Origin of the sequence: Fodinibius salipaludis (assembly GCF_002287075.1) — a bacterium.
Lineage (GTDB): Bacteria > Bacteroidota > Rhodothermia > Balneolales > Balneolaceae > Fodinibius > Fodinibius salipaludis.
In genome coordinates this window covers 12,240-35,453 of the sequence record NZ_NSKE01000003.1, presented here as the reverse complement: position 1 = coordinate 35,453, position 23,214 = coordinate 12,240, and the positions used below count along the sequence as shown (strand labels likewise).

Sequence of the window (23,214 nt, the reverse complement as noted above, 5' to 3'; positions counted from 1 at the left end):
TCCTGATTTTTATTTTCGGTTATTTGTAAATACCTCTCCTCAGCGAAGAAGCTCTTTTAATATTCTACAATTAATGCTCAACACCAAACTTTTTATCTTTTCCCAAATTCTGTGTATATATTCAAGGCTCTTAGCACACATCTAAATACTTGGTGATATTAACTATTAGGGTATGAAACGGCTTCTCCTTTGCCTCACACTTTTTATCTGCTTCCCTCTATCGGGCATGGGGCAAAGCATACAGCTGGCCGATTCCCTTTTTAAACAGGGTAAGGAGTACGACGATAAGGGAAAAATGGCGGAATCGGAATTCTACTATCGAGAATCCTATAATATATACCGACAATTCCAGGATACGGCCTCGTGGCTAAAAGCCGGAAAAGAATATGGCAGCGCCATGGTTTACCGCTCAAAAAATGAACAGGCCATGGAACTCTATAAAAAACTATTGGAGGTCGACCACCCGGCCAATGACACCTATAACCGCGGCGATCTTTACACCAGCATGGGCTGGTCCTCCAACAGAATGGGAAAAACAAAACAGGCCGAGAAATATTACAATAGGGCCCTGCCACTGGCACAGCAATCGGGAGACAGCCTACTCATTGGTACAGTCTATAATAATTTGGGTAGGTTATATAATCGCAAAGGAAACACCTCCAAATCACTGGAATATTTCGAGCGGGCCCTTAACTACTATATCAATAAAAGATATCGGTCCGTTACCTTATCTAATATTGGTAGAATTTATGGTGACCTCTCCCTTTATAACCAAGCCTTGGAGTATGCCAATAGGAGTTTAAAACTTCAAGAAGAAATTGGGAGTGTCCATTTATTAGCTAATGGATATAGCCAAATAGGTTCGATACAAAGCAACCTTGCAAACTACGACCAAGCGCTGATTTCATATAAAAGAGCTTTGGATTACAGTCAGCAAGCCTCCACGCCCAAACTGAGCTCAACCATTCTTAACAATTTGGGCCTTCTCTATAAAAGACTAAACGAATATGACACGGCCATTGATTATTACCAACAAAGTTTAGCTATCAGTGAAGAAAACTCCGGTCCTCGTTCCATCGCTACCACAGTAAACAATATCGGGCAGCTCTATTTTAATCAAGACAAAACAAAAGAAGCCGAACAGTACTATCGCAGAGCTCTTAAAATTCGCGAGCAAAACGGGAATAATCGAGATATTGCTTCATCTCTAAATTCCATGCTCCGGTTAACGATTGATCAAAAAGATTTTAAGCAGGCAACCGCCTATACCAACCGGCTTAAAGCCATGGGCGATTCCACCGACAGTTACGATATGCTACAAAAAGCTTCTTTCTTTTTAGGACGGATTGGCCAAGCGCAAAATCAAGATGAAGAAGCTCTCCAACACTTCAAGAAAGCCCACAGCTACAGTCAGTATTTGTCTCCTCGTCGTCAGCTTGCGCCCATCAAAGATCTGGCCCGGCAGTATCACAAGCTTGGCTCCGACAGCGCCGTTACCTACGGGCAAAAGGCTATTGATATTATTGAACAACATCGCTCCAACGCCGGGGCGCTTTCAGATCTCAAGTCGGGATATTTTGGCAAACATTCCGATTTTTACACCGAGGTGGCATCGTGGGTGTTAACGTATACTTCAGATGTTGCCCGGGCTTATAAACTCGTTGAACAGGCCAAGGCCCGAGCCCTCAGCGATGAGCTGGCGAAAGCCTCCCAGAATATTGACGAGCAGCTGCCCGAGAAGATCCGCCTTGAACGCAATCAAAAACGAAATAAGATAGACCAGCTCTTCAGCCAGCTTGAAAATACCGTTAACGCCCAAAAACGGGAAAAACTGCGACAAAAAATTCGAAATGCTGAACTTGACTATGCCTCCTACGAAAATAAATTGCAGAGGGAACATCCCCGGCTAAAATCGCTGCAACCCCCCAAACCCATTACCCTTAAGCAGGCTCAAAACAGTGTTGACGAACAAACCGCCATCTTGGAATACGCACTGGCGGGCAACGAGCTGTTGGCTTTTATGATCAGCCGAGAGGATGTACGCGTTGAAACGATATCACGGTCGAGCAATACCGAGGAGCTTGCTACCGAGCTGACAACCATGGTAACCAATTTTAAGGATGCTATTCTTTCAAACGCTTCGCGTACGCGATTACGGTCGCAGTCCACAGCATTGTATAATATTCTTTTAAAACCTTTTGAGAATGACCTTGAAAACTTTTCTAATTTGACCATTGTCCCCGACGGTGCCCTTGCCTATCTCCCGTTTGAGGCTATTTCACAGGGCGACCAGTACCTGATTGAAAATTTTAATATCAAGTACGTGCCTTCTCTTACCAGCCTTACGCTCTTAAAAGATCCCCAAAGCCCAGCCCGTAAAAATTTACTGGCCGTTGCAGGATCCAATTTTGTCCGCAATAATGACCGTGGGTTACAACGGGATAATCTCAACAACCTACCGTCCACCCTTATCGAAGTTGATTCCATAGCCACACACTTTAAAAATGCCTCTATCCTAAAAGATGAGCAGATATCAGAAGGAGCACTAAAAAATTTACTGCGCCAGAATAACTACCAGTATGTCCACTTGGCTACTCACGGTATTATTGATGAAAATCAACCCAATCGCAGCGGGCTGGCCCTTTCTACCGACAGCGAAATTTCGGCTTCATCTACCGAAGATGGCATGCTGCACAGCTCCGAAATTTTCGGAATGAACATCAATTCAGATATGGTGGTACTAAGTGCCTGTAACACGGGGCTGGGTAAAATAGTGGGCGGCGAGGGCATGCTGGGTATGCAGCGATCCTTTTTCTATGCCGGCACCTCAACGGTTGTGGTAAGTCTATGGAATGTATACGACCGATCAACGGCTTCCTTCATGAATGAGTTTTACAAGTCGCTTCTCCAACAAGACACAACCACGGGCTGGATCGATGGTACCCTGCGCTGGATCGGCTGGGAGCAATCCATTCCATTCGGGACTAAAGCCAAAGCCATGCGCGAAGCCAAGCTAAAGATGATTAAACATCCCCTGTTTAATCATCCGGTTTACTGGGCGCCTTTTATTGTGGTCGGCCGGTAAAGCGCTTATTTAGATGCCCGGCATCATTTTATCCTCTAATCTTATATAGCCCGGTTCAAAACCCATAATTGGTAATAAGTAAGTTTAGCCACAATTTAGAAAGGAAAATTACTTTTGTAAGGATTTGCTCTTCATCGGGTCTTACTTATTTGACTATTTTAATCACAGAGAGATGCAATATAAGAAGATCACCCAAGATATTATTGGCTGTGCGATGAACATCCATAATACACTGGAAAATGGATTCCAGGAGGTTATTTATCAACGTTGTTTAGCTCTTGAATTTAAAAAGAGAAACCTGCTTTTCTGGCGTGAACAAGAAATGGAAATCTTTTACGAAGGTGTTCAGGTAGGCACCCGGAGAGCTGACTTTATCATTGAAGAAGATGTCTTACTTGAAATAAAAGCCGTTATTCAACTTCAAGACGTTCACCTGGCCCAGGCATTAAACTATCTCGAGGCTTACGATCTAAAAACTGGACTTCTCATTAACTTTGGCTCTCGCTCCCTTCAATTTAAACGCCTTTTTAACAACAAGAATTTAGAACCCTGATTAATAAGATTAAAGGATTACAGGGATTGAGATGCCCTAACTTAGAATATTCATCCCGGCTATCCTATAAATCCTTTTCCATCTTAGTTCAATTCCCCTAATTATCGCTCTTCGTTATCTCAATAAACTGTTGATTATCAACAGCGGGAGGATTATCGGTATTGGCAATCATCACTGTAGTGGCGTACATCGTTTGCAGGATGCTTGCCATTTTTTCGAAACGAATTTTATGCACTTCATCCGATGGACGATGATAATCTTCATGGATACCCGAAAAGAAAAAAGCAAAAGGCACCTTTTTCCGGCCAAAATGCCAGTGGTCGCTGCGGCGATAAAACTGCTGAGGATCATTCAGATCGTTATACCTTTTGTTCAGCTTTATCTGCCCCGACTGCTTATTGGCGACACTAATAAGGCTATCCAAATCCGAAGAAATCAGTTCCGCTCCAATGATATAGGCATACTTTTCAATACCTTCACTTTTATGCGTAGAATCGATTCGACCAATCATATCCGTATTTAGATTTGCCACCGTTTTTTCCATCGGAAACACCGGATGATCGGAATAGTAACGCGAACCGAGCAATCCTTTTTCCTCCGCCGACACATTTAAGAACAAAATAGATCGCTTGGGTTTTATGCCGTTCTTTTCCGCCTCTGCAAATGCTTTGGCAATATTCAAAAGCCCGATCGTTCCGCTTCCGTCATCATCTGCACCGTTGTAAATATGATCGCCGGTAGAATCTGGCTCTCCGATTCCCACATGATCGTAATGCGATGTCAGCACCACAACTTCATCTTTCAGCTCCGGATCAGCTCCTTCATGAAAAGCCAAAACATTTCGGGAGTTAATCGTTTCTGTGGATGAATAGGGGATTTGCGTCAATTCATAGCTAAGCTCTTTGGCTTGAAAGTCGGTAATATTATCTATCAAGTTTTTACGATGTTCTGTCAGTTCTTCTACGGAGTTCAATCCCAGCAACTGTGCAGCTAATTCCGGTTTAACAATATTATATCCGCCGCTGAATCCGCTCAAAGAGCTCTCGCTTTCCCGATAGGCTAAACTCATACGACCGGTTTCTCCAAAACTACCCTGCATTTTTTGAGCTATAACATTAAACTCTTGAGGTTCTTTGACCGGTATAGTCAAAATACCTGATGCTCCCTGTTGCATAATCATCTGAAACCGTGCCCGGGCATCAATCTTGGGATTGATAAGCGTATCCCCGTCCACCACTTTTGGGGCGTTTTGAAATACCATTACCCACTTACCTTTTGGATCAACACCATCCAGATGGGTAACCCCGCGTTCCTGATCGTTAATACCAAATCCTGCAAATACAATCTGTCCTCTCAAAGTATCAGTACCCCCAAACAATCGCGAAAAATTGGCCGTTTGATTGCTGTTGGCCACAGATCGATCGATTAATTCTTTTGAAGAGTTATCTTTTTTATACAACTCAAAAACAAGGCTATCACTTTTCGATGCATTGAGCTCAAAGTTCTGAAAATAACTGCCGTTATCACCAACAGGTGTTAATCCCAGTTTCTCATATTCTTTAGCAAGAAAATAAGCGGCCTTTTTTTCGGCAGGGGTGCCTGTTTCACGCCCCTTCATGGTATCGTGGGCAAAAGCCGTTAAATGAGGCTTCAAATAATCCGCCGATATCTCCTGTTGGAAATTTAATAGCCGTTCGGTATCAGTAACAGGTTCCGAAGGTTGATCCTGGCTCGACGGCCCTGATCCCGCACAGCTTACGGTAAAAATCAGCAGCCCAATAAAAACGGCTTGCAGGTGCATCTTCATAAGTAACGCTCTTTCTTTTTTAGTTCTAATTTGCTTCGGGGGTGCCAATAATTTCATCAACGGGCTTTAAATCTAAATAAAACTCCGTTGGATCATCATCTTCGACATACAGGTTGATCTGCCGCTCTTTTAGCATTTCTAAAATTGCTAAAAAGGTAACAACGATCTTTGTCAGGTTTTTAATCTCGCTACACATCGCTCTAAAAGAGGTGCGTCCACTTTGCTGCAGACGGTCCAACACGTACTCAGTCTGCTCTTCGATGGTAAATTCTATCTTTTCAACATGGTGTACACTTTCCTGTTTTTTGATATCGGCCAATACCTTTTTGAAAGCCGACATCAAATCAAACATGGTTACATCCTTCAGGGCTTCGCCACTGGCCTGCTTATCAACCTGGTCAACTTTGGTATATCCGCGAAAATATGATTTCTGAGCTTCTTCAGCCACATCTTCCATCTTCCCGGCCATCTCTTTATAGCGCTTGTATTCGAGCAGCCGTTGGACCAACTCGTACCGGGGATCGTGCTCATCGAGCTCTTCATCGGATTCTTCCTGGGGCAGCATCATTTTGGCCTTAATCGACATCAGCATGCTGGCCATCAAAATAAATTCGCTGGCGACATCTAAATCCAGCTCCTCCATCAAATTGATATACTCCAGGAATTGGTTGGTAATGTAGGAGATAGGGATATCGTAGATATCAAGCTCATCGCGCTTTATAAAAAAGAGAAGGAGGTCGAGCGGACCTTCAAAATTTTTAAGTTGAACTCGATACATTAACCACCGTTCGAATTTGGGCTTCCCACCTATTTCTAATGGGATAAAAAGGAATTATTTGTAGCTTTTCTACTCAAAGTTAATGTAACTGTTGTTTATTGCCTAACTTTTTATACTTTTTACATCAACATTGGCTTTTTGAAACATAAACTATGGATTACGCGAATTTAGTATCAGCCATACAAGAGAACAATACTCAAGAGATAAATAAAATAATCGAGGCTCTTCGTCCAAGGTTAATAGCATTTCTACGCATTCACATGAATGCCAGTAGATCTGATGCAGAGGATTGTGCCCAAGATTCCCTTCTTACCTCGCTTGAGGTAATAAATGAGGACCGGCTAAACAATCCTGATCAGGTGGTCTCGTATATTCTGTCGGTATGCAGAAACAATTACCTTAAAATGCAGAAAAAAAAGCGGCCCGAAGCAACGGATGAAATCCCCGATACTCATCAACAGGCTCCTACCCAACTACAGTCGCTACTGGATGAAGAACAGGAGCGTCTGCTCGAGTGGTGCCTAGGTCAACTTAAAGAGAAGTATCAGGAGTTTATGCAGTACTGGTTTGATCACCCCGACTCCCATGCTAAAAAAGTGGCCAAGTATTTTGGGATCAGTGTTAACAACGTATGGACCCGGAAACACCGACTCATTCAAAAACTTAATGACTGCTATCAAGAAAAAAGCAAATTATAATGTAAGGATTGGGTTTCTCAAGGGTCTTACTTACAGACCTTGAGACATAAACATGGGTTAATACTTTTTAAAGCGTATAATTTACCATTTGAGAATGAACAAAATGTCAAGAGACATAGAACTGGAACAAGAAATTGATGCCTATGTTAAGGGCAAGCTATCGGAGGAGGAAGCTCAACAGCTTTGGAAAAAACTGCTCCAGCGTCCCGATTATATCGACCTTTTAAAAACGGAATTGGCCGTAAAATCTATTCTTGAAAAACGTTCTTCCAGCAATAATTCCACCTCTGCCAAAGAAAGCAGTATTATTTATTCCATCCAGAGCTCATGGAAATGGATGGCAGCCGCTGCTGCGGTAGCCCTGTTAGTTGTTTCAATTAACTTCTTTCAGCTTGATACCAATCAATCCCTACAAAGTGAGGTGCCCAACCAATTTAACCTGGTAGAGAATCTTTCTTCTGCAGAAGTATTTCGCAGCCAAAAAACAGAAACACTCCCAGCCGATTCTCTGTTGAACCATGGATTCGAAGCCGCACTATCCGGTAATATATCAAAAGCGATAGCTGCCTACGATGAAATAATCAACAAATACGATGATGAGCCGGCTGCTATAAAAGCGTACCTGAATAAAGGAATCATACAATACAATAACGGTAGTTTTGGTAAATCTATCGAATCATTTCAGGCGGTTATAAAACGAGACACAAAAAGAGAGGTCTTAAAAGAGAAAGCATACTGGTATATGGGTAATGCTTATATCAATATTGAGCAAACAGACAAAGCACGCGAGGCTATCCACAAGGTTTATACGATGGACGGCATTTATCGCAAACCTTCCTTCAGGCTGCTTAAAAAGCTGGATTACGAGTTGGGCAATGTAGATTTTGATAACTTTGAAGAACAGATGAAAGAAGGCTAATAAGCTTTCGAAACTTTGCAAATAATGAGTTAATTTACTTGTCGTAAAAGTCGGTTAACTCATTCCATACTTTATTTTGCAAAACCCACTGTTAGATGCTTCTGATAATGATCAAGAGTTTGAACGTACCTTGCGTCCAACTCGTATCAACGAGTTTATTGGACAAAAAAAGGTTATTCAAAACCTTTCGGTTTTTATTCGAGCAGCGCAAAAACGTGACGAAGCATTAGATCACGTTATTCTTTCGGGCCCTCCCGGCCTGGGAAAAACAACGCTGGCTCATATTATTGCAAATGAAATGGGCGTTCAGATTAAACCCACTACGGGACCTGTTCTTGAAAAGCCCGGTGACCTTGCCGGTATGCTTACCAATCTCGAAGAGGGCGATGTCCTTTTTATTGATGAAATTCACCGGCTGAATCCGGTCATTGAGGAGTATCTGTATTCCGCCATGGAAGATTACCAGTTGGATATTGTCATCGATTCGGGCCCCAATGCCCGCAGTATCCAAATTGAACTTAACCGCTTTACATTGGTGGGAGCAACTACCCGAAAGGGGCTCCTAACGGCACCATTGCGTGCCCGTTTTGGTATCGACATGCGGCTGGACTACTACGATGTGGAACTTCTGCAGCGCATTGCACTCCGCACGGCCAGCATTTTAAATATGGGTATCACCGAAACGGGTGCACATGAAATTGCGCGCCGTAGTCGGGGAACCCCTCGAATTGTTAATAAGCTTTTGCGGCGTACCCGCGATTTTGCCCAGGTAAAAGATATGGATACCATTAATGATGAAATTGCGGACACTGCACTCAATGCCCTGGATGTGGACGAGAATGGCCTGGACGAAATGGATATTCGCATTTTAAAAGCTATTATTGAAAATTATGAAGGTGGTCCTGTAGGATTGGGCACCCTGGGTGTTGCCGTCGGCGAAGACAAGGGTACTATTGAAGAAGTCTACGAACCATACCTAATTAAAGAGGGTTTTCTTCAACGAACACCAAAGGGACGAATAGCAACCCGTCAAGCCTTTGAGTATTTAGGAGTCAACCCCGACAAAATAGAAGGAAATTTATTTAATTAGGCATGTAAAAAAATAACTGATTAACATTGATTATTTGCCCTTCGTTCATTTAATAAAATTAAATTATTTAAATATATATACTTAATATTTTAGGGAACTAATTGTTTTGATATGTGATTATCAGGTATCACAATCCTTAATTAATCACATATCACAATGGAAACAACAACTCACAATCCCTTATTAAAACTGAGAACATTTTTGTTCAACAGTTTTATTGCCGTTCTATTGGTTTTTACGCTGCAGGCATGTGGCGACGATGATAACGGACCAACCGATCCTCTAAATGAAACCGGTAATGTTGCAGAAGTTGCTCAATCTGATGATAATTTCAGTGACCTTGTATCTGCACTAAGTGATGCTGGCCTGGTTTCAACATTGGAAGGTGACGGACCATTTACCGTTTTTGCTCCCACTAACGAAGCTTTTGGCAACCTACCTGACGGACTTCTGTCCGGCCTTACCAATGAACAGCTTACAGAAATACTAAGTTATCACGTTATAGCTGGTTCAGAAATAGCCTCTGGAGATCTACAACCCGAACAAGCTGTTGAAGCTTTTTCCAGCGGAGAGCTTTTTATCACAGCTGACGGTGATGTCGTCGTTAATGACAATGCAACCGTAGTTGATGCCGACATTGAAGCATCAAATGGCACCATTCACGCAATTGACCAAGTGCTTCTGCCAGATAGTTTTCTTGATGTCGTTGGCATTGTAACAAAACGGTACAACTTGCAATCTCTTGAAGATGCCGTAGTCAGTGAAAACCTTGCTTCTGCACTTCAGGAAGATGGACCGTTTACGGTTTTTGCCCCCACTAACGAAGCTTTTGGCAACGTTGATCTGGGCGATCAAAGTTTAGCTGATGTCCTGCAATACCACGTCATTTCTGGCGAAGTACTCTCTGGTGATCTTGATGCCGTCCAAACAGTTGAGACCCTACAGGGGGAAGAAATAACGATTGAATCGGCTGACGGCACCGTAACCATTACTGACAACAGCGGACAAATGTACGAAGTTACCGAAGCTGACCTTCAGGGAACTAATGGCGTAGTTCATATTATTAATGGTGTGCTGAATCCCGCCCCCAATGTCGTAGATGTAGCCATCGATAACGGAAACTTTACTACACTCGTTGATGTGCTCGGGCAAACAGGGCTGGACGAAGCATTACAACAAGCTGGTCCGTTTACGGTTTTTGCCCCCACTGACGATGCTTTCTCCGGTGTTGATCTCAGTGGATTTTCTGACGATCAACTTGCTGAAATACTACAATACCATGTAGTGAATGCCAATATACTTGCTGCTGATTTGGAAGCCGAACAATCCGTTGAGGCATTAGCAGGGGGCAACCTTTTTGTCACTGCTGATGGTGAAGTAGTAGTCAACGATGTTGCAACCGTCGTGACAGCAGATGTTGAAGCATCCAATGGCACGATACATGCCATTGGCAATGTACTGCTTCCCGATAGTTATCAGGATGTTGTTGGCATTATATCCAAGCGATATAACCTGCAAGCCTTAGAAGATGCAGTTGTTCAGGCCGGGTTGGGCGGAACACTTCAAGGAGATGGTCCCTTTACTGTTTTCGCCCCCACTAATGCAGCATTTGATGAAGTGGATACCAGTGGCCTTTCCGATCAGGAATTACAAGATATTCTTGAGTATCACGTACTCCCGCAGGAGGTACTTTCTGGCGACATATCATCCGGAACCGTAACCACAGTTAATGGAACTGAACTTGAAATCACTGTTAACAGTGATGGCAGCGTTACATTAACTGATCAAACCGGAAATACATCTACCGTTACTACCGTTGATCTGCAAGGCACCAACGGAGTAGTCCATATTATTGACGGTGTGTTACTCCCAAGCTAAAAATTTTCTTTTTTTAGCCACACCATCCCTGATAAAAGCCGTACTCTGTAAAAAGGAGTGCGGCTTTTTCTATTGGCAGATCGTTCTGCATAATTATACATATTTTTGTAGCTTCAAGGCTTCTTAATAATCACTATTTACACGAACTTTTTTACTCAAATGAAAAACCTTTTCACTTCCGAATCTGTATCAGAAGGTCACCCCGATAAAGTCGCTGATCAAATCTCTGATTCCATCCTCGATGCCATGCTCGAACAGGATCCCGATTCCCGGGTAGCCGTCGAGACATTGGTTACTACGGGACTTGCCGTTATCTCGGGCGAAGTTACCACCGACGCCTATGTGGATGTACAAGAGTTAACACGCGAGGTAATAAGAAATATCGGCTACACTAAAAATTCATATCGCTTCGATTCGGAATCTTGTGGCGTTTTGACAACCATCCACCAGCAGAGCCCGGATATTGCTCAAGGCGTTGACGAAGGAAAGGACAAAAAAATGGGGGCCGGCGATCAGGGTATGATGTTTGGCTACGCTACAAACGAAACGGATACCTACATGCCGATGACGCTCCAATACTCTCATGATTTGCTTCGCGAGCTGGCACATATCCGAAAAGAGACTGCCTTGCTTCCATATCTTGCACCCGACAGTAAAAGTCAGGTGACGGTTGAATATGATGAGGAAGGAAATCCCAAAAGGGTAGATACTATTGTTATTTCCACCCAGCACGACGAAGGGGTTGATCAAGCTAAAATAAAAGAGGATTTGAAGAAGCATCTCATTCCGGAAGTTATCTCAGAAGAGTTGATGGATGCGGAAACAATTTTTCATGTAAATCCCACCGGAAAGTTTGTAATAGGCGGACCACACGGAGATACCGGCCTTACGGGACGTAAAATCATTGTTGATACTTATGGCGGGCGCGGTGCTCATGGGGGCGGCGCTTTTTCCGGCAAGGATCCTTCAAAAGTAGATCGCAGTGCAGCCTATGCTTCGCGACATATTGCCAAAAATGTTGTGGCTGCTGATCTGGCTGAAGAGTGCTTAATACAGCTTGCTTATGCTATCGGAATTCCCGAACCGGTTTCCATTAACGTGAATACTTATGGTTCTGGAAAAGTTGAAGATGCCGAATTGGCTCAAGCTATTAAACAGGCTTTTGATCTGACGCCCGCAGGCATTATCAGCCGTTTCAATTTAAAACGACCCATTTATTCCAAAACCGCTGCATACGGCCACTTTGGTCGCAACGAGTTTCCCTGGGAAAAGTTAGATTATACTGATAAGCTAACTAATGCTCTGTAGAAGTTAGGAGCTAAGCTTTTAAAATCACTGATTTATTAAAAAAGAGACATCTCTTTGCGGGATGTCTCTTTTTATTTTTTACAAGGATAATGGAGAAACCTGCTACCCGTCAAGCATATCTTGCAGGGCGTCTTTTGCTTTATCCATTAAACCCTGAGTTGCTGCTTCTCGCAGCGCCTTTTCTAAAACGGGCTTGAGTATTTGCTGTATCGTCTGCTCCATGGTATTGTTACCAGTGCGGCCAATACCCTCCATTTCTATTTTAGAAAATTCGGCTATTATAGATTTTTCACTGCCAATGTCGGCCGTCAATGTAACTTGTCCATTTTCAACCAACAGGTAATCAACAATTAGATTTGTATCCGACGAGGATGATCCCTCCATATTTTCGGTAAGCGCATCAAAGTTATTACCCGTCGCTTTTTGCTCATAATAAAGCACCGGTTTTTGAACTCGTATTTCTTCGACAATAACGGTATCCGAAAGAAGCGATGAAACCTTCATTTTAATAGAAATCTCTTGCAGCTTCGCGGCTGACTTGTCGCTAAAGCCTTCAGGATTGTGAATAGTAAACCCACTTATCGTCCCGGAACCATTCAAGAGTGATATTGAAACATCTTCAACATCTACCGATGTATTAAGTACTTCGGCCGTGGTACTTTCCAAGCTGGACCGTACCATATTGTCGATACTTAACGAAAGGATAAGTGCCCCTATAGCACCAATTACAATAATAGCGAAAAGGACCTGAAAAACAGGTTTTAAATCTAATTTTGACTTAAACAAGCTCATATATCCATCTTATTTTTTGATTGTTGAAATATAACAGGGTTCAATCAAAATATTTGAGAAAATAAAAAGGCATGGAAATTGAAATCATTTCCATGCCTAAAGAAGTTAATGGACTATTGTCTTTAATTAATTACCCGATCCGCCATCAATGGTCTGACCAAAAAAGATAGCGTTCATGAACAGCTTGTTCGTACCAAACCAAAAGGCCCTGAAATTAGGATTATCGGTCATCGAGATAACACGTCCGCTGCCAACATCACTTACCACAACAGCTGCGGTGCCCGATAGTTTTTCCAGATTTTCATCTGAAACGTATCCACTGGCCAATGGATCTTCGGTATAATAAAGGGGAGTAGCGTAAGGATTTTCGGCTTTCTTTATGAAGAGCGTACTATTACGAAAGACCGTCAGATCTTCATCATTATACCCATATCCCAGCGGATGGGTCAGATCGAGTTTGGTATCGAAAATGGTACCGCCAATATATTGCGCGCCACGGGCCTGACTCATATCGGCATACGGTTTGGGGGTTACCTCTTGCTCTTCTTCGGATTCTTCATCGCCATTTAGATACTCAATATTTGCCAGCCCATTTCGCTCGGCCCAGTTATTGGCATATTTTGTAGTAATGAGCGTCCCGCCATTTTGGGTCCAGCGCTTAATCTTTTTAGTAGCCCGATCAGACAAGTTATCATAACTGCCGCTCACCATCACCATTACATTGTAGCGATCCAGATCAGCTCGTTCTACGCGATCCATGGGGAAAAGCGTTGGTGGCATTTCAAAGCGTTGATCCAAAAGGTGCCAGACTTCACCTGCTTCATACGGGCTAGCGCCATCACCGGATAGCAAGGCAACGCTTGGCTGTTCCAAGGTTTCAAACGAACCACTTCCCAGATCAATACCGTTTGGCGTAAGTCCTGTTCCAACAGAATACACTGTCAACCCATCTTCACCTGCAGCTTTTTGAACGAGCTTATAGATTTTTTCCTGATCTACCGACTGGGGTCCTAACGGCACCAATATTGTTCCATAATCAAACTCGTGCGTGCCATCTGCCGTTACGCCTGTAAATGGTTTTGAAGCAACTTTTACACGTACTCCTGCTTCCAGCAGACGATTTACCGCTCGCGGTGAGTAATATTCATCCCACTCAAACACATAGGCATAATCACTTTTGCCGCCCAGCACTTCGCCGTTAGGGAACTCCGGCAATCCATCTACTTTATTGCCGAGAAGATCGTCGCTGTAATCACGGCCTTGTAGTTCAGCAAACGGAAGATTAAAAGCGTAAGGCATCGTCCACGTTGAGACATCGTAAAATAAACTGTCGGTAAACGTAGTGCGACGCTCAAACAATGCTTTCACAAATCGGTACTGTTTCTGGTCAGATGGAATCATGTACGAAGAACCACTTTTAAAATTCTTTCCATCAACCGTTATATCCTGATTCAGATCATATAAATCTACCTTGTGACGACGCAACAGTTCTGCCAAGTGATAGGTCCGAGCCTGATCATCGTCAGTACCAAATACATATCCTTCAATATCAGCATCTTCGCCAGCTTCCTTGGCCTGCTTATAAAAGTTACGCTGATAGTTCAGAATCTCCTGCCGTAAATTCTGTGAGGCCTCCCAGGTCGAAAGCGAAGTCAAAAACTGGTTTTTGATGGTGAAAGGAAACTTCAAAACACCGTGCTCACTTTCCTGTGCGTGTCCGCGTGAGCTGGCTTGTTCAAAAAGAATTCCGATACTTCCATTTACGTCGGGATAGGTTGACCCTTTGCCATAATAAAAATCATCGAAGCTTTCCTGGGAATAATATAGCCGCTGATTTTCATCAAAAATCTCGGCGTGATAATCGGCTATAGCCTTTGTTAAGTTCTGGTTTTTCTCGGGCGTAATGGGATGCGTCCGCGACTGTATACCCGGCTGAAAGAAGAAGGTTGAGTTCGTACCCATCTCATGATGATCCGTCAAAATATTGGGCTTCCACTTGTGGAAATTATCAATACGTCCCTGGCTCGTGGGATGCTGAACCAGCATCCAATCGCGATTCAAGTCAAACCAATAGTGGTTAGTACGTCCGCTTGGCCAGCGCTGGTTAAGTTCCATACTGTTAGGATCAGCCACCGTATTTTTACTCTTGTGCGTATTAGCCCAGCTGGCAAATCTATTTAATCCGTCAGGGTTTAGACTCGGATCCAATAAAATTACACTATTCTGTAGCTTTTCTTCGATTTCCTGACCCTGAGCTGCAGCCATATAATAAGCCACCAACATTGACGCGTTGGAGCCACTCGGTTCATCGCCATGAATACTATATCCCATATATAACACAATAGGCATATCTGCTGTATTCAGCTCACCAGACTTAGCCGGATCCGTAAGCGCTACATGCTCTTCTCGAATCTGATCAATATTTTGATGATTAGAAGGGGCAGTAACCGTTAAATAAACCAAGTCTCGGTCTTCGTACGTTTCACCAAACTTGTGAATCGTTACCCGCTTGGATGCTTCCGCCACCGCGTGCATATACTGCACAAGCTGATCATGGCGAACATGCCATTCTCCGGGGACCATCCCCAATACCTCCTGCGGCGTAGGAATGGATTCATCATATTCAACATCCTGTGGGAGGTAGTACTCCATAGAAGCTTCGGCATCGGCCAGACTTTGAGCCTGTACTCCCGTACCGACGAGCAAAGCTAATAGCGAAATAACAAGTGTGCGTAATTTCATAAACGGATAGTTTTATTTAGCGAATAACAGTTTGTGCCATAGTGTAAAGGTTATAAATGAAAAATGTTTTAAAAAAATAAAGGCATCGACTCAAAAGCCGATGCCTTAAGAAATATCACATTAACCAGATATTATTATGCATACCTAAAGATAGCCGCAATTGAAGATCCATTGGGCATATCTTCCTTATCGAGCGCATACACGTTACCGCTTTGGGTTAATGTTTTGATGGCAGCCATATTTATCAAATCATGCTCCCCATTCTTGGGTTCTGCACTGTGATGTACCGTATCGCGTTCCATATCAAACCAGCCCCAGCTGTGTTCTCCAACCGGCACAAATAACGATTCAACCTTACCATAGTAGGCCGCTTCAACAATTTGGGATAAATTGTCGGACTGTTTTTCTGACCCGGAAAGGTCGCCAAATCGCTCAATATCTTCGTACATCCCTTTCAAGAAATACGACTTTATAACTTTCCAGCCCTCATCTTTTATTTCATCATTGCTTTTGGGATCAGGATTTCCCGAAACGGTTTGGTCCAGCAGTCGACTATAATTATTGACTTTTCTATATTCAGCAATTACCTCGTTCACTCCCGCCAGAATCAAGGGATCATTGCGTTTGCGAAGAATTGAAGTCACTTCATTTTCAACAGCCTTTAAGTAATTTATAACTTCCTCGGTATTGGTATCACTCGATCCACCCTGTCCGTGAAAAATTGCCTGAGCATTAGCCCCTTGACCGGCATGATGCTGAAGGTTTGTCTCATTAACATCATACTTCAAAAACTCTTCCAGGCTATTGGGACCATCTTCCAGCTCTATTTCTTCAACACTGGCTCTTGTACATTTCAGCAACCGCATTTTCTTTTGACTGAGTGCCAAAATACAGTAGGTACCTTCCAGCGTAATCATAGGCACCAGCGGAGTAATTAAAAAGTGATCGTCTACCATCACCCGCTCTTTAAACGCATGCGGAATGCGATAATATTCAAACTCATCATCACTTAAAAATAATGCTAAGCCCTTATCATTATGCCGCCAAAATTTAGGATTATCCAACAACTCTCTGGCCTCATCCAGCAGCCCATCAATCTCTTTCTCTCTAACCTCTCTGTCTTTTAATTGCTCAACAGCCTGTGTGAGCAAATTCTTTAACCGGATAGGATCTTGCTGAACCTCCTCTCCGGCTTTATGCGTAGGTAAATAAATAGATATACATTGGTCACTTTCTTTTTGGGCAAGGTTGAGGATGTTTTCACGCGTAATCATAAATACCTCCAAATAATATTTAATTAACTGCCAGCTTGTTATCTAAAAACAGTTTTTGATATTTAAAAATTCAAAGCCAGCTAATCGTTTTTAAGCTGATTCCTGTTATTTTGTAAAGGTAGTATAACCAAATAAAGCTATAGATATTACAATGGTTTCTCAATCGACCGAGGAAAAACCAGTCTTTGGACAGCCCGATGAAAATACGCTTAAGCAATTTCATGATGTCCTGATGCGAGCCGAGCGCGGCGCCCTTATGGCTGATGCCCACGTAGGATATATTATGCCAATTGGCGGAGTTATGGCTTATCAGAATAAGGTATCTCCGGTAGGCGTGGGCTTTGATATTGGCTGTGGTAACATGGCCGTAAAATTGGACAAAGCTCTTTCTTCATTTGATACTTCTGCTGCTTTAGACATTATTGAAGAACGTATACAGTTCGGAGTGGGGAAACAAAATCCCGACGCCCCGAGTGACCACCCTATTTTTGATGCTCCCGAATGGGATGCCTTTCCAAATAAAAAGGTAGCCTCATCGCTAAAACAGACCGCCCGCGAACAACTCGGCACGGTAGGGTCCGGAAATCACTATGTAGATCTGTTCCACGACGAAGACGATCATATCTGGATTGGCGTTCACTTCGGCAGTCGCGGCTTTGGCTATAAAACAGCCCGGGGATTTATGAATCTTTCCCGGGGTAAAGACTGGAATGCCAGTTTTGAACAAAAGGAAGTGCTTCTCGATCTCGATACGCCGCTGGGACAAGACTATTTTGCCGCCATGAACCTTGCCGGGCGCTATGCCTATGCCGGACGCGAATGGGTCTGTCATACCCTGGCAGAAGCTTTTGATGCTACCATTTTAGATGAAGTTCACAACAACCATAATTTTGCATGGAAAGAAGAACACGATGGACAAGAACTGATTGTCGTTCGAAAAGGAGCTACGCCGGCATTCCCCGGGCAGCGTGGATTCGTTGGCGGAAGTATGGGCGATATTTCGGTTATCCTGGAAGGAGTTGAATCAGAGCAAAGTAAAAGATCTCTGTTCTCTACTATTCACGGGGCGGGACGTGTGATGTCGCGCACTCAGGCCAAAGGTGATTACCGCGGTCGCAACCTTTCAAAATCTGCCATAAAGCCCAACATGATTTATGATCGGCTACAAGAACAAGGTGTGGAATTGCGCGGCGGCGGACTCGATGAAGCGCCCCAAGTATACCGCCAACTTAATGATGTACTCAATTATCATCAGGATACTATAAACATTCATCATTATCTCAATCCCATTGGAGTGGTAATGGATGGGCCAGAACAATTTATCCCAAATACTATGATATAACCCCTGATCTTTCTCACCGTATCGAGTTCTTGGTGATAAAAACCATCTCTTTTTGTTTCATTTCCATTTTTATTATTGTTCATTTCAATTTGAAAAGTTTTCTAACCACAGATTTCTGATATGGCTGAAGAGTCACCATCTGCTGTGCAGGATAAGGAAGAACAAAAAAACAGGGATACAGATCGTTGGCAGGGGATAAAGCAGAGTTTAGGCCCGGGACTCCTAATGGCGGCGGCAGCCATCGGTGTTTCGCACCTTGTACAATCCACACGTGCCGGGGCTACCTATGGCTTTGCATTGGTATGGGCCTTAATTCTGGCCAACTTCTTTAAATATCCCTTTTTAGAATACGGACCTCGCTATGCCATTGCCACCGGCGAAAGCATGATTGAGGGATACAACAGGCTGGGAAAGTGGGCTATTGGCATTTTTGTGATATTCACCATTGGCACTATGTTTGCCGTGCAAGCTGCGGTCACTATTGTAAGCGCAAGCCTGGCTGCCGAGCTTACCGGTATTGCCCTTTCTCCATTGGCCTGGAGCGCCATACTACTGGGCATCTGTATTCTCCTGCTTATTTCGGGACAATATTCAGCCCTCGACGGCGCCATAAAATTGATTATGATTGTGCTTGCCGTATCAACAATTGTTGCCCTGGGGGCAGCTCTTTTTCAAGGAGGACAACACGAAGTTTCCAGCTACTATCCAAACATATGGGATGTGGCCGGAGTTTCGTTTTTAATTGCTTTAATGGGATGGATGCCGATTCCGATTGATGCTGCGGCCTGGCACTCGCTGTGGACCTTGGAGCGCGAAAAACAAACCCAGTATCGTCCCAAGCTTAAAGAATCACTGCTCGATTTTAATATCGGGTACATCGGTGCCGCGCTATTAGCACTGGGATTTCTTCTGCTCGGCGGACTCGTTATGTACGGAAGTGGAGAAGAGTATGCAAGCAGCGGAGCTGTTTTTGCCAACCAGCTGCTTGGATTGTACACCGAAAGCCTCGGTGATTGGCTCTATCCGGTGATCATCATCTGTGCTTTTACCACTATGTTCAGTACCACGCTCACCGTCACCGACGCCTATCCGCGCGTAAGTCGCAACATGCTGGAAGTTCTCATGCCAGACACTATGCAAGATAAAGATAACCTCACCGTATATCGCATACTTATTGTTGTTATTTCTCTGCTTTCTCTCGGCGTACTCTACTTTCTGGGCGATTCTTTTACCCTGATGGTTGATCTGGCTACTACCTTATCATTTTTAACTGCACCTGTATTAGCGTATCTCAACTATAAGCTGGTAACCGCGGATCACATGCCTGATAATTGCAAACCCAAACCCTGGCTTAAGTGGCTCAGCTGGAGTGGATTAGTATTTTTGACTGGTTTCGCCTTGGTATATCTATACTGGATACTTCTGATGTAAAGTATCTTCTCCATCAAAAAACAATAGGAGTTTGAACCCAACCGCCAGCGCGGCGTTCCGGTACGCGTACAATACAGTTTACCCGTGGTATTTAGGCTTCAAAATTAATTATCCTAAAATAGTCTCAATTTTTTTAGAGCGATATTCGAGCTTCACTGTTTTGGAATGATTCCATGATGGCCTGAACAATTCGAATATCTCGCAATCCATCTTCCCCGGGGACGATGGGATCACGACCCTCTTTAATAGCCAGGGCTTCATTGTCCATTTGCCGCGCCTGTTGATGGTGAGGGTCCGGTGGTAGTTCCTTACCATCGCTGGTTTCACCCTTGACACCGCTGTATGTTTGAAATGGCTGCAGGCGGTACCATCCATCCGTACAATCTACGTTTAAGTAATTTGTAGATTTGCCAAAACTGGTTTCGCCAAAAGCCATGACGCCATCAGGGAACTCGAGCTCAAACTCGGTAAATTCATCCACCTCGTTGTAAATATCACGCTCCGACCACTGTTTCCCACGGACTGCAACCGGCTCCATGTTTGCGGAATAACGGGATGCATTAATGGGATACACCCCCATATCATACAGCGCACCGCCCCCCAGCTCCGGATCACGGCGCCAGCTATCAGCCGAATGGCTACCATTATATCCTGCTCCTGATTTTACTTCCTGAACTGCGCCGTACGTTTCCTCTTTTCCATATCGGATGATCGTGCGATTGTTGGGCTCATGCTGCAGGCGGTAACCGATTGAGAGTGAAACCCCATTTTTATTGGCCGCATCAATAATTGACTGACATTCTTCCACGTTCATCGCCATAGGCTTTTCGCACCACACATGCTTACCAGCTTCGGCTCCAATAATCGAATACTTGGCATGCAGTCCCGGCGGTGTAACCACATAGATGATATCAATATCATCGTTTTTGGCCACCTCGTGCATATTTTCGTAGTTATATACATTGCTATCGGGAATATTATATTGCTTTTGCCACTTTGGAATTTTGTGAGGAGATCCCGTTACAATGCCCCGCAGTTCGCAGTGCTCCGTTTTTTGCAATCCGGGAGCCAATCGTCCTGTGCTGTAGCTGCCTAACCCCACCAAGGCTACCCCCAGCTTTTCTTTTTGTTTAGATAAAAGGATGTTGGGAAATCCAAATGAGGCAGCAGCAAAGGCCGTTCCCGCGGTTTTAAGAAAATCTTTTCTGGAAAAATCGTTAGCCATAATATTCCCTTTTATTCAATACCGGTGTATGGTTATTCTAACGAATGACGACCGATTACCCTTTATTAACTCATTTCTTAAAAAAGATCATTTTGATCGCCCGGAAGCCTGGGAGAGTCCAAATCGGTTCCCAGAGCATTATTTAGCTTTTCGATAAAATAGGCCGACAGTTCAGGAGACTTTCGCTCTTCATTCTGATGGACAAAGAAGTGGATGTTATCAAGTCCCTGATCACTCCAGGTTGTTAGCCGCTCTACCCACTCATCGAGGCGACTGTAATCCGTTTCATGGTTCGCTCCCACATACCGGACAAATGCTTCGTTATTGGTCAGACGCATGTGCAGCAGATCGCGCCGACCCGCTGTATCCGTAATTAGATTAGCTACATTATTTTCTTCCAGCAGCTGATAAAGCTCATCGGCTACTCCGGAATCAGCAAACCAATCAGGATGGCGGAATTCTATAGCTAAAGGCACACCATCGGGCCAATACTCCACAAAATTAGCGACCCTATCAAAAAACTTTGGTTTAAAATTCCCACGCAGCTGCAGAAAAATGGTTCCTAATTTCTCTTTAAAATGCACGATGCTGTCGTAATAATTATCAGTAGCTTCTTCAATTCCATTCAGCCACTTCAAGTGACTGATATAGCGATTTACCTTGGGAAAGAATTTAAATCCTGCCGGCACTTTATTGTACCACGTTGTTATCTGATCTTCATCGAACGTATTGTAAAAAGTAGCGTTGAGCTCCACGGAATTAAAATTTTTTCCATAATATTCGAGCTCATCTCCCACGCCTTTGGGATAGAAATTCTTTAGATCCTTCTTATTCCATTTCGCGCACCCCACAAAGACATTCGGGGTATCAGAATTACCATGAGCAGAAAGCACCTTTTTTGTTTCGGGATGACTTTCTGGTAGCGAAAGATTTTGGTCTGCGGGACTATCAATGCTGCCAAATTTCATAAATGGTTTTTCTGCCTGTTTCGATTAGTTATTGTAGTATGGGAGGGCCATAAATCTAAATATAAGATTTCATCTACAACATACTTTCTCACTCAAAATAGGCATAGCGTGTAATAGGCGAAAGCTATTTTATAGAATGACGTACAAATTAGTGTATAACTCTACAATAACGAGGAGAGAGCAAGATCAACTGTGGCTGATAAAAGAGCAGTTCTTTGGAATTTAAAGGAGCCGTACAAATATAATCCAAGGACTACTCTTCCAGTTTAGGGTGTTTATATGTTGCTGCTGATCCGAGAATTCCTACCAGGAAAAACACACCGGGGGCCAGAAGTGGATATGATCCCTTTATTGCCGGCCAAATTGACTCCGAAAGAGAATAAGAGGGATTTATTTCTCGGATGAAATCAAGGTTCCCCTGAAAGTGAAAGTAGACTCCCAAAAAACTGATCACAATCATCCCGACCATTATCCATCGGAACGCTTTAAGCGTTATCCCATTCGGTTTAAGCCATGCCGTAGCAACCGAAATTCCTCCTACTATAGAAGCAATAAAAGGAATCCACTGCAATGTTTCTTCGGTATGCTCAAGAAGGATTAGCTCAACAACAATTCCAATCAAAGTAAAAGCGACTACACCGAACAAAAATCGGCGCAGCCGCTGTAATATTGCTTCATTTGTCATATCCCTACTCTGACTTAAGGTAACGTTCAGCCTTAGTCAACGCTTCTTCGCTAACGTAAGAAGACAATGCATCCAAGAATGCCTGATTGGTCTTGTAAGGACGACCCGACACCAGTTCATCAGCTTCCGATTCATCGAGCCCAGTAATCTGCATTACCGTAGCAACATCACTGTCATTGCGATGAATAGGCACATAAATATACTTCTCGTAAGCCGCTACCCGATTTTCATCGACATACTTTCCAATCTCCTTTCGGAATTGCTGGATACTAACATAGGGACGATATTCTTCAAATTCGTGTACCATTTTGTCTCCAACATTCGGGATGGTTCTAAAGGCTTTTTCGTCTGCAGTATTAATATTTAGCTTGGTTTCCGGAGTGGATGCTGTATCCGTTTGTACTGTAGTTTCTTTCTGATCCGAATCGGACTCTTTTTCAGTACTACCGCCGCAAGCCACTGCGGTCACCATAATAATTGCTAATAAATATGCTGGTATTTTTTTTGGTAATAATTTTTTCATTGCCGAAATATGATTTTTTAATTGATGTTTTAATATGGAATAAATCTAAATAAGAAGATAACCTTTATCAGCCCATTTTATCAATAAAATATGTTTTTATATTTCCAATGTATAAG

Annotated in this window: 18 protein-coding genes; 9 read left to right on the top strand and 9 right to left on the bottom strand. The window is 43.4% G+C overall.

Annotated elements, in window-relative coordinates; translation table 11 throughout:
* Window positions 1–172 precede the first annotated feature (172 nt).
* Together CK503_RS04355 and CK503_RS04350 are read left to right on the top strand one after the other, a co-directional pair.
* Complete coding sequence (locus CK503_RS04355; protein ID WP_095605580.1) at window positions 173–3,085, top strand: CHAT domain-containing protein; 2,913 nt, start codon at window positions 173–175, stop codon at window positions 3,083–3,085.
* Between the two features lie 172 nt (window positions 3,086–3,257).
* Window positions 3,258–3,638, top strand: coding sequence for a GxxExxY protein (locus CK503_RS04350; RefSeq protein ID WP_095605579.1), 381 nt, complete (start codon window positions 3,258–3,260; stop codon window positions 3,636–3,638).
* Between the two features lie 97 nt (window positions 3,639–3,735).
* On the opposite strand, the gene CK503_RS04345 is transcribed toward CK503_RS04350, so the two are convergent.
* A complete protein-coding gene (locus CK503_RS04345) occupies window positions 3,736–5,445 on the bottom strand; it encodes a M28 family peptidase (protein ID WP_176466205.1) in 1,710 nt (569 codons plus the stop codon).
* A 25-nt stretch (window positions 5,446–5,470) separates the two neighbouring features.
* On the bottom strand, window positions 5,471–6,223 hold the full coding sequence (locus CK503_RS04340) for a segregation and condensation protein A (RefSeq protein ID WP_095605577.1): 753 nt from the start codon (window positions 6,221–6,223) through the stop codon (window positions 5,471–5,473).
* Window positions 6,224–6,375: 152 nt separating this feature from the next.
* Between CK503_RS04340 and CK503_RS04335 the strand changes: the two genes are divergently transcribed.
* The 5 genes from CK503_RS04335 (at window position 6,376) to metK (ending at window position 12,116) form a co-directional block, all read left to right on the top strand.
* On the top strand, window positions 6,376–6,921 hold the full coding sequence (locus tag CK503_RS04335) for an RNA polymerase sigma factor (protein WP_095605576.1): 546 nt from the start codon (window positions 6,376–6,378) through the stop codon (window positions 6,919–6,921).
* Window positions 6,922–7,024: 103 nt separating this feature from the next.
* Window positions 7,025–7,840, top strand: a complete 816-nt coding sequence (locus CK503_RS04330; protein WP_095605575.1) for a tetratricopeptide repeat protein — start codon at window positions 7,025–7,027, stop codon at window positions 7,838–7,840.
* Between the two features lie 76 nt (window positions 7,841–7,916).
* Window positions 7,917–8,930, top strand: a complete 1,014-nt coding sequence (gene ruvB / locus CK503_RS04325; protein ID WP_095605574.1) for a Holliday junction branch migration DNA helicase RuvB — start codon at window positions 7,917–7,919, stop codon at window positions 8,928–8,930.
* A 156-nt stretch (window positions 8,931–9,086) separates the two neighbouring features.
* Window positions 9,087–10,808, top strand: a complete 1,722-nt coding sequence (locus CK503_RS04320) for a fasciclin domain-containing protein (RefSeq protein ID WP_095605573.1) — start codon at window positions 9,087–9,089, stop codon at window positions 10,806–10,808.
* 159 nt (window positions 10,809–10,967) lie between these two features.
* Entirely contained in the window at window positions 10,968–12,116 is a 1,149-nt protein-coding gene (gene metK / locus CK503_RS04315; protein ID WP_095605572.1) for a methionine adenosyltransferase, read from the top strand.
* Window positions 12,117–12,218: 102 nt separating this feature from the next.
* Here metK and CK503_RS04310 read toward each other — a convergent pair whose 3' ends face one another.
* The 3 genes from CK503_RS04310 to CK503_RS04300 form a co-directional block, all read right to left on the bottom strand.
* Complete coding sequence (locus CK503_RS04310) at window positions 12,219–12,908, bottom strand: DUF748 domain-containing protein (RefSeq protein ID WP_095605571.1); 690 nt, start codon at window positions 12,906–12,908, stop codon at window positions 12,219–12,221.
* 126 nt (window positions 12,909–13,034) lie between these two features.
* On the bottom strand, window positions 13,035–15,650 hold the full coding sequence (locus tag CK503_RS04305; RefSeq protein WP_095605570.1) for a M14 family zinc carboxypeptidase: 2,616 nt from the start codon (window positions 15,648–15,650) through the stop codon (window positions 13,035–13,037).
* A 134-nt stretch (window positions 15,651–15,784) separates the two neighbouring features.
* Entirely contained in the window at window positions 15,785–16,924 is a 1,140-nt protein-coding gene (locus tag CK503_RS04300) for a baeRF7 domain-containing protein (protein ID WP_095605569.1), read from the bottom strand.
* 151 nt (window positions 16,925–17,075) lie between these two features.
* On the opposite strand from CK503_RS04300, the gene CK503_RS04295 reads away from it, so the two are divergent.
* Window positions 17,076–18,266 carry an RtcB family protein gene (locus tag CK503_RS04295; protein WP_095605568.1) on the top strand — a complete coding sequence of 397 codons (1,191 nt, stop codon included), beginning with the start codon at window positions 17,076–17,078 and terminating at the stop codon, window positions 18,264–18,266.
* Window positions 18,267–18,386: 120 nt separating this feature from the next.
* Window positions 18,387–19,697 (top strand): Nramp family divalent metal transporter, encoded by a 1,311-nt coding sequence (locus CK503_RS04290; RefSeq protein WP_095605567.1) that lies wholly within the window; start codon window positions 18,387–18,389, stop codon window positions 19,695–19,697.
* A 133-nt stretch (window positions 19,698–19,830) separates the two neighbouring features.
* Here the strand turns inward: CK503_RS04290 and CK503_RS04285 are convergent, their stop codons facing one another.
* The 4 genes from CK503_RS04285 to CK503_RS04270 form a co-directional block, all read right to left on the bottom strand.
* A complete protein-coding gene (locus tag CK503_RS04285; protein ID WP_095605566.1) occupies window positions 19,831–20,922 on the bottom strand; it encodes a Gfo/Idh/MocA family protein in 1,092 nt (363 codons plus the stop codon).
* Between the two features lie 77 nt (window positions 20,923–20,999).
* Window positions 21,000–21,890, bottom strand: coding sequence for a DUF72 domain-containing protein (locus CK503_RS04280; RefSeq protein ID WP_095605565.1), 891 nt, complete (start codon window positions 21,888–21,890; stop codon window positions 21,000–21,002).
* A 253-nt stretch (window positions 21,891–22,143) separates the two neighbouring features.
* Complete coding sequence (locus tag CK503_RS04275) at window positions 22,144–22,575, bottom strand: hypothetical protein (RefSeq protein ID WP_095605564.1); 432 nt, start codon at window positions 22,573–22,575, stop codon at window positions 22,144–22,146.
* 4 nt (window positions 22,576–22,579) lie between these two features.
* Window positions 22,580–23,098, bottom strand: coding sequence for a ComEA family DNA-binding protein (locus CK503_RS04270; protein WP_095605563.1), 519 nt, complete (start codon window positions 23,096–23,098; stop codon window positions 22,580–22,582).
* Window positions 23,099–23,214 lie beyond the last annotated feature (116 nt).

What these genes read in the sequence shown, in the direction of transcription:
- CK503_RS04355 (WP_095605580.1), top strand. Translation starts at nt 173, where the DNA reads ATGAAACGGCTTCTCCTTTGCCTCACACTTTTTATCTGCTTCCCTCTA.
- CK503_RS04350 (WP_095605579.1), top strand. Translation starts at nt 3,258, where the DNA reads ATGCAATATAAGAAGATCACCCAAGATATTATTGGCTGTGCGATGAAC.
- CK503_RS04345 (WP_176466205.1), bottom strand. Translation starts at nt 5,445, where the DNA reads ATGAAGATGCACCTGCAAGCCGTTTTTATTGGGCTGCTGATTTTTACC.
- CK503_RS04340 (WP_095605577.1), bottom strand. Translation starts at nt 6,223, where the DNA reads ATGTATCGAGTTCAACTTAAAAATTTTGAAGGTCCGCTCGACCTCCTT.
- CK503_RS04335 (WP_095605576.1), top strand. Translation starts at nt 6,376, where the DNA reads ATGGATTACGCGAATTTAGTATCAGCCATACAAGAGAACAATACTCAA.
- CK503_RS04330 (WP_095605575.1), top strand. Translation starts at nt 7,025, where the DNA reads ATGTCAAGAGACATAGAACTGGAACAAGAAATTGATGCCTATGTTAAG.
- CK503_RS04320 (WP_095605573.1), top strand. Translation starts at nt 9,087, where the DNA reads ATGGAAACAACAACTCACAATCCCTTATTAAAACTGAGAACATTTTTG.
- metK (WP_095605572.1), top strand. Translation starts at nt 10,968, where the DNA reads ATGAAAAACCTTTTCACTTCCGAATCTGTATCAGAAGGTCACCCCGAT.
- CK503_RS04310 (WP_095605571.1), bottom strand. Translation starts at nt 12,908, where the DNA reads ATGAGCTTGTTTAAGTCAAAATTAGATTTAAAACCTGTTTTTCAGGTC.
- CK503_RS04305 (WP_095605570.1), bottom strand. Translation starts at nt 15,650, where the DNA reads ATGAAATTACGCACACTTGTTATTTCGCTATTAGCTTTGCTCGTCGGT.
- CK503_RS04300 (WP_095605569.1), bottom strand. Translation starts at nt 16,924, where the DNA reads ATGATTACGCGTGAAAACATCCTCAACCTTGCCCAAAAAGAAAGTGAC.
- CK503_RS04295 (WP_095605568.1), top strand. Translation starts at nt 17,076, where the DNA reads ATGGTTTCTCAATCGACCGAGGAAAAACCAGTCTTTGGACAGCCCGAT.
- CK503_RS04290 (WP_095605567.1), top strand. Translation starts at nt 18,387, where the DNA reads ATGGCTGAAGAGTCACCATCTGCTGTGCAGGATAAGGAAGAACAAAAA.
- CK503_RS04285 (WP_095605566.1), bottom strand. Translation starts at nt 20,922, where the DNA reads ATGGCTAACGATTTTTCCAGAAAAGATTTTCTTAAAACCGCGGGAACG.
- CK503_RS04280 (WP_095605565.1), bottom strand. Translation starts at nt 21,890, where the DNA reads ATGAAATTTGGCAGCATTGATAGTCCCGCAGACCAAAATCTTTCGCTA.
- CK503_RS04275 (WP_095605564.1), bottom strand. Translation starts at nt 22,575, where the DNA reads ATGACAAATGAAGCAATATTACAGCGGCTGCGCCGATTTTTGTTCGGT.
- CK503_RS04270 (WP_095605563.1), bottom strand. Translation starts at nt 23,098, where the DNA reads ATGAAAAAATTATTACCAAAAAAAATACCAGCATATTTATTAGCAATT.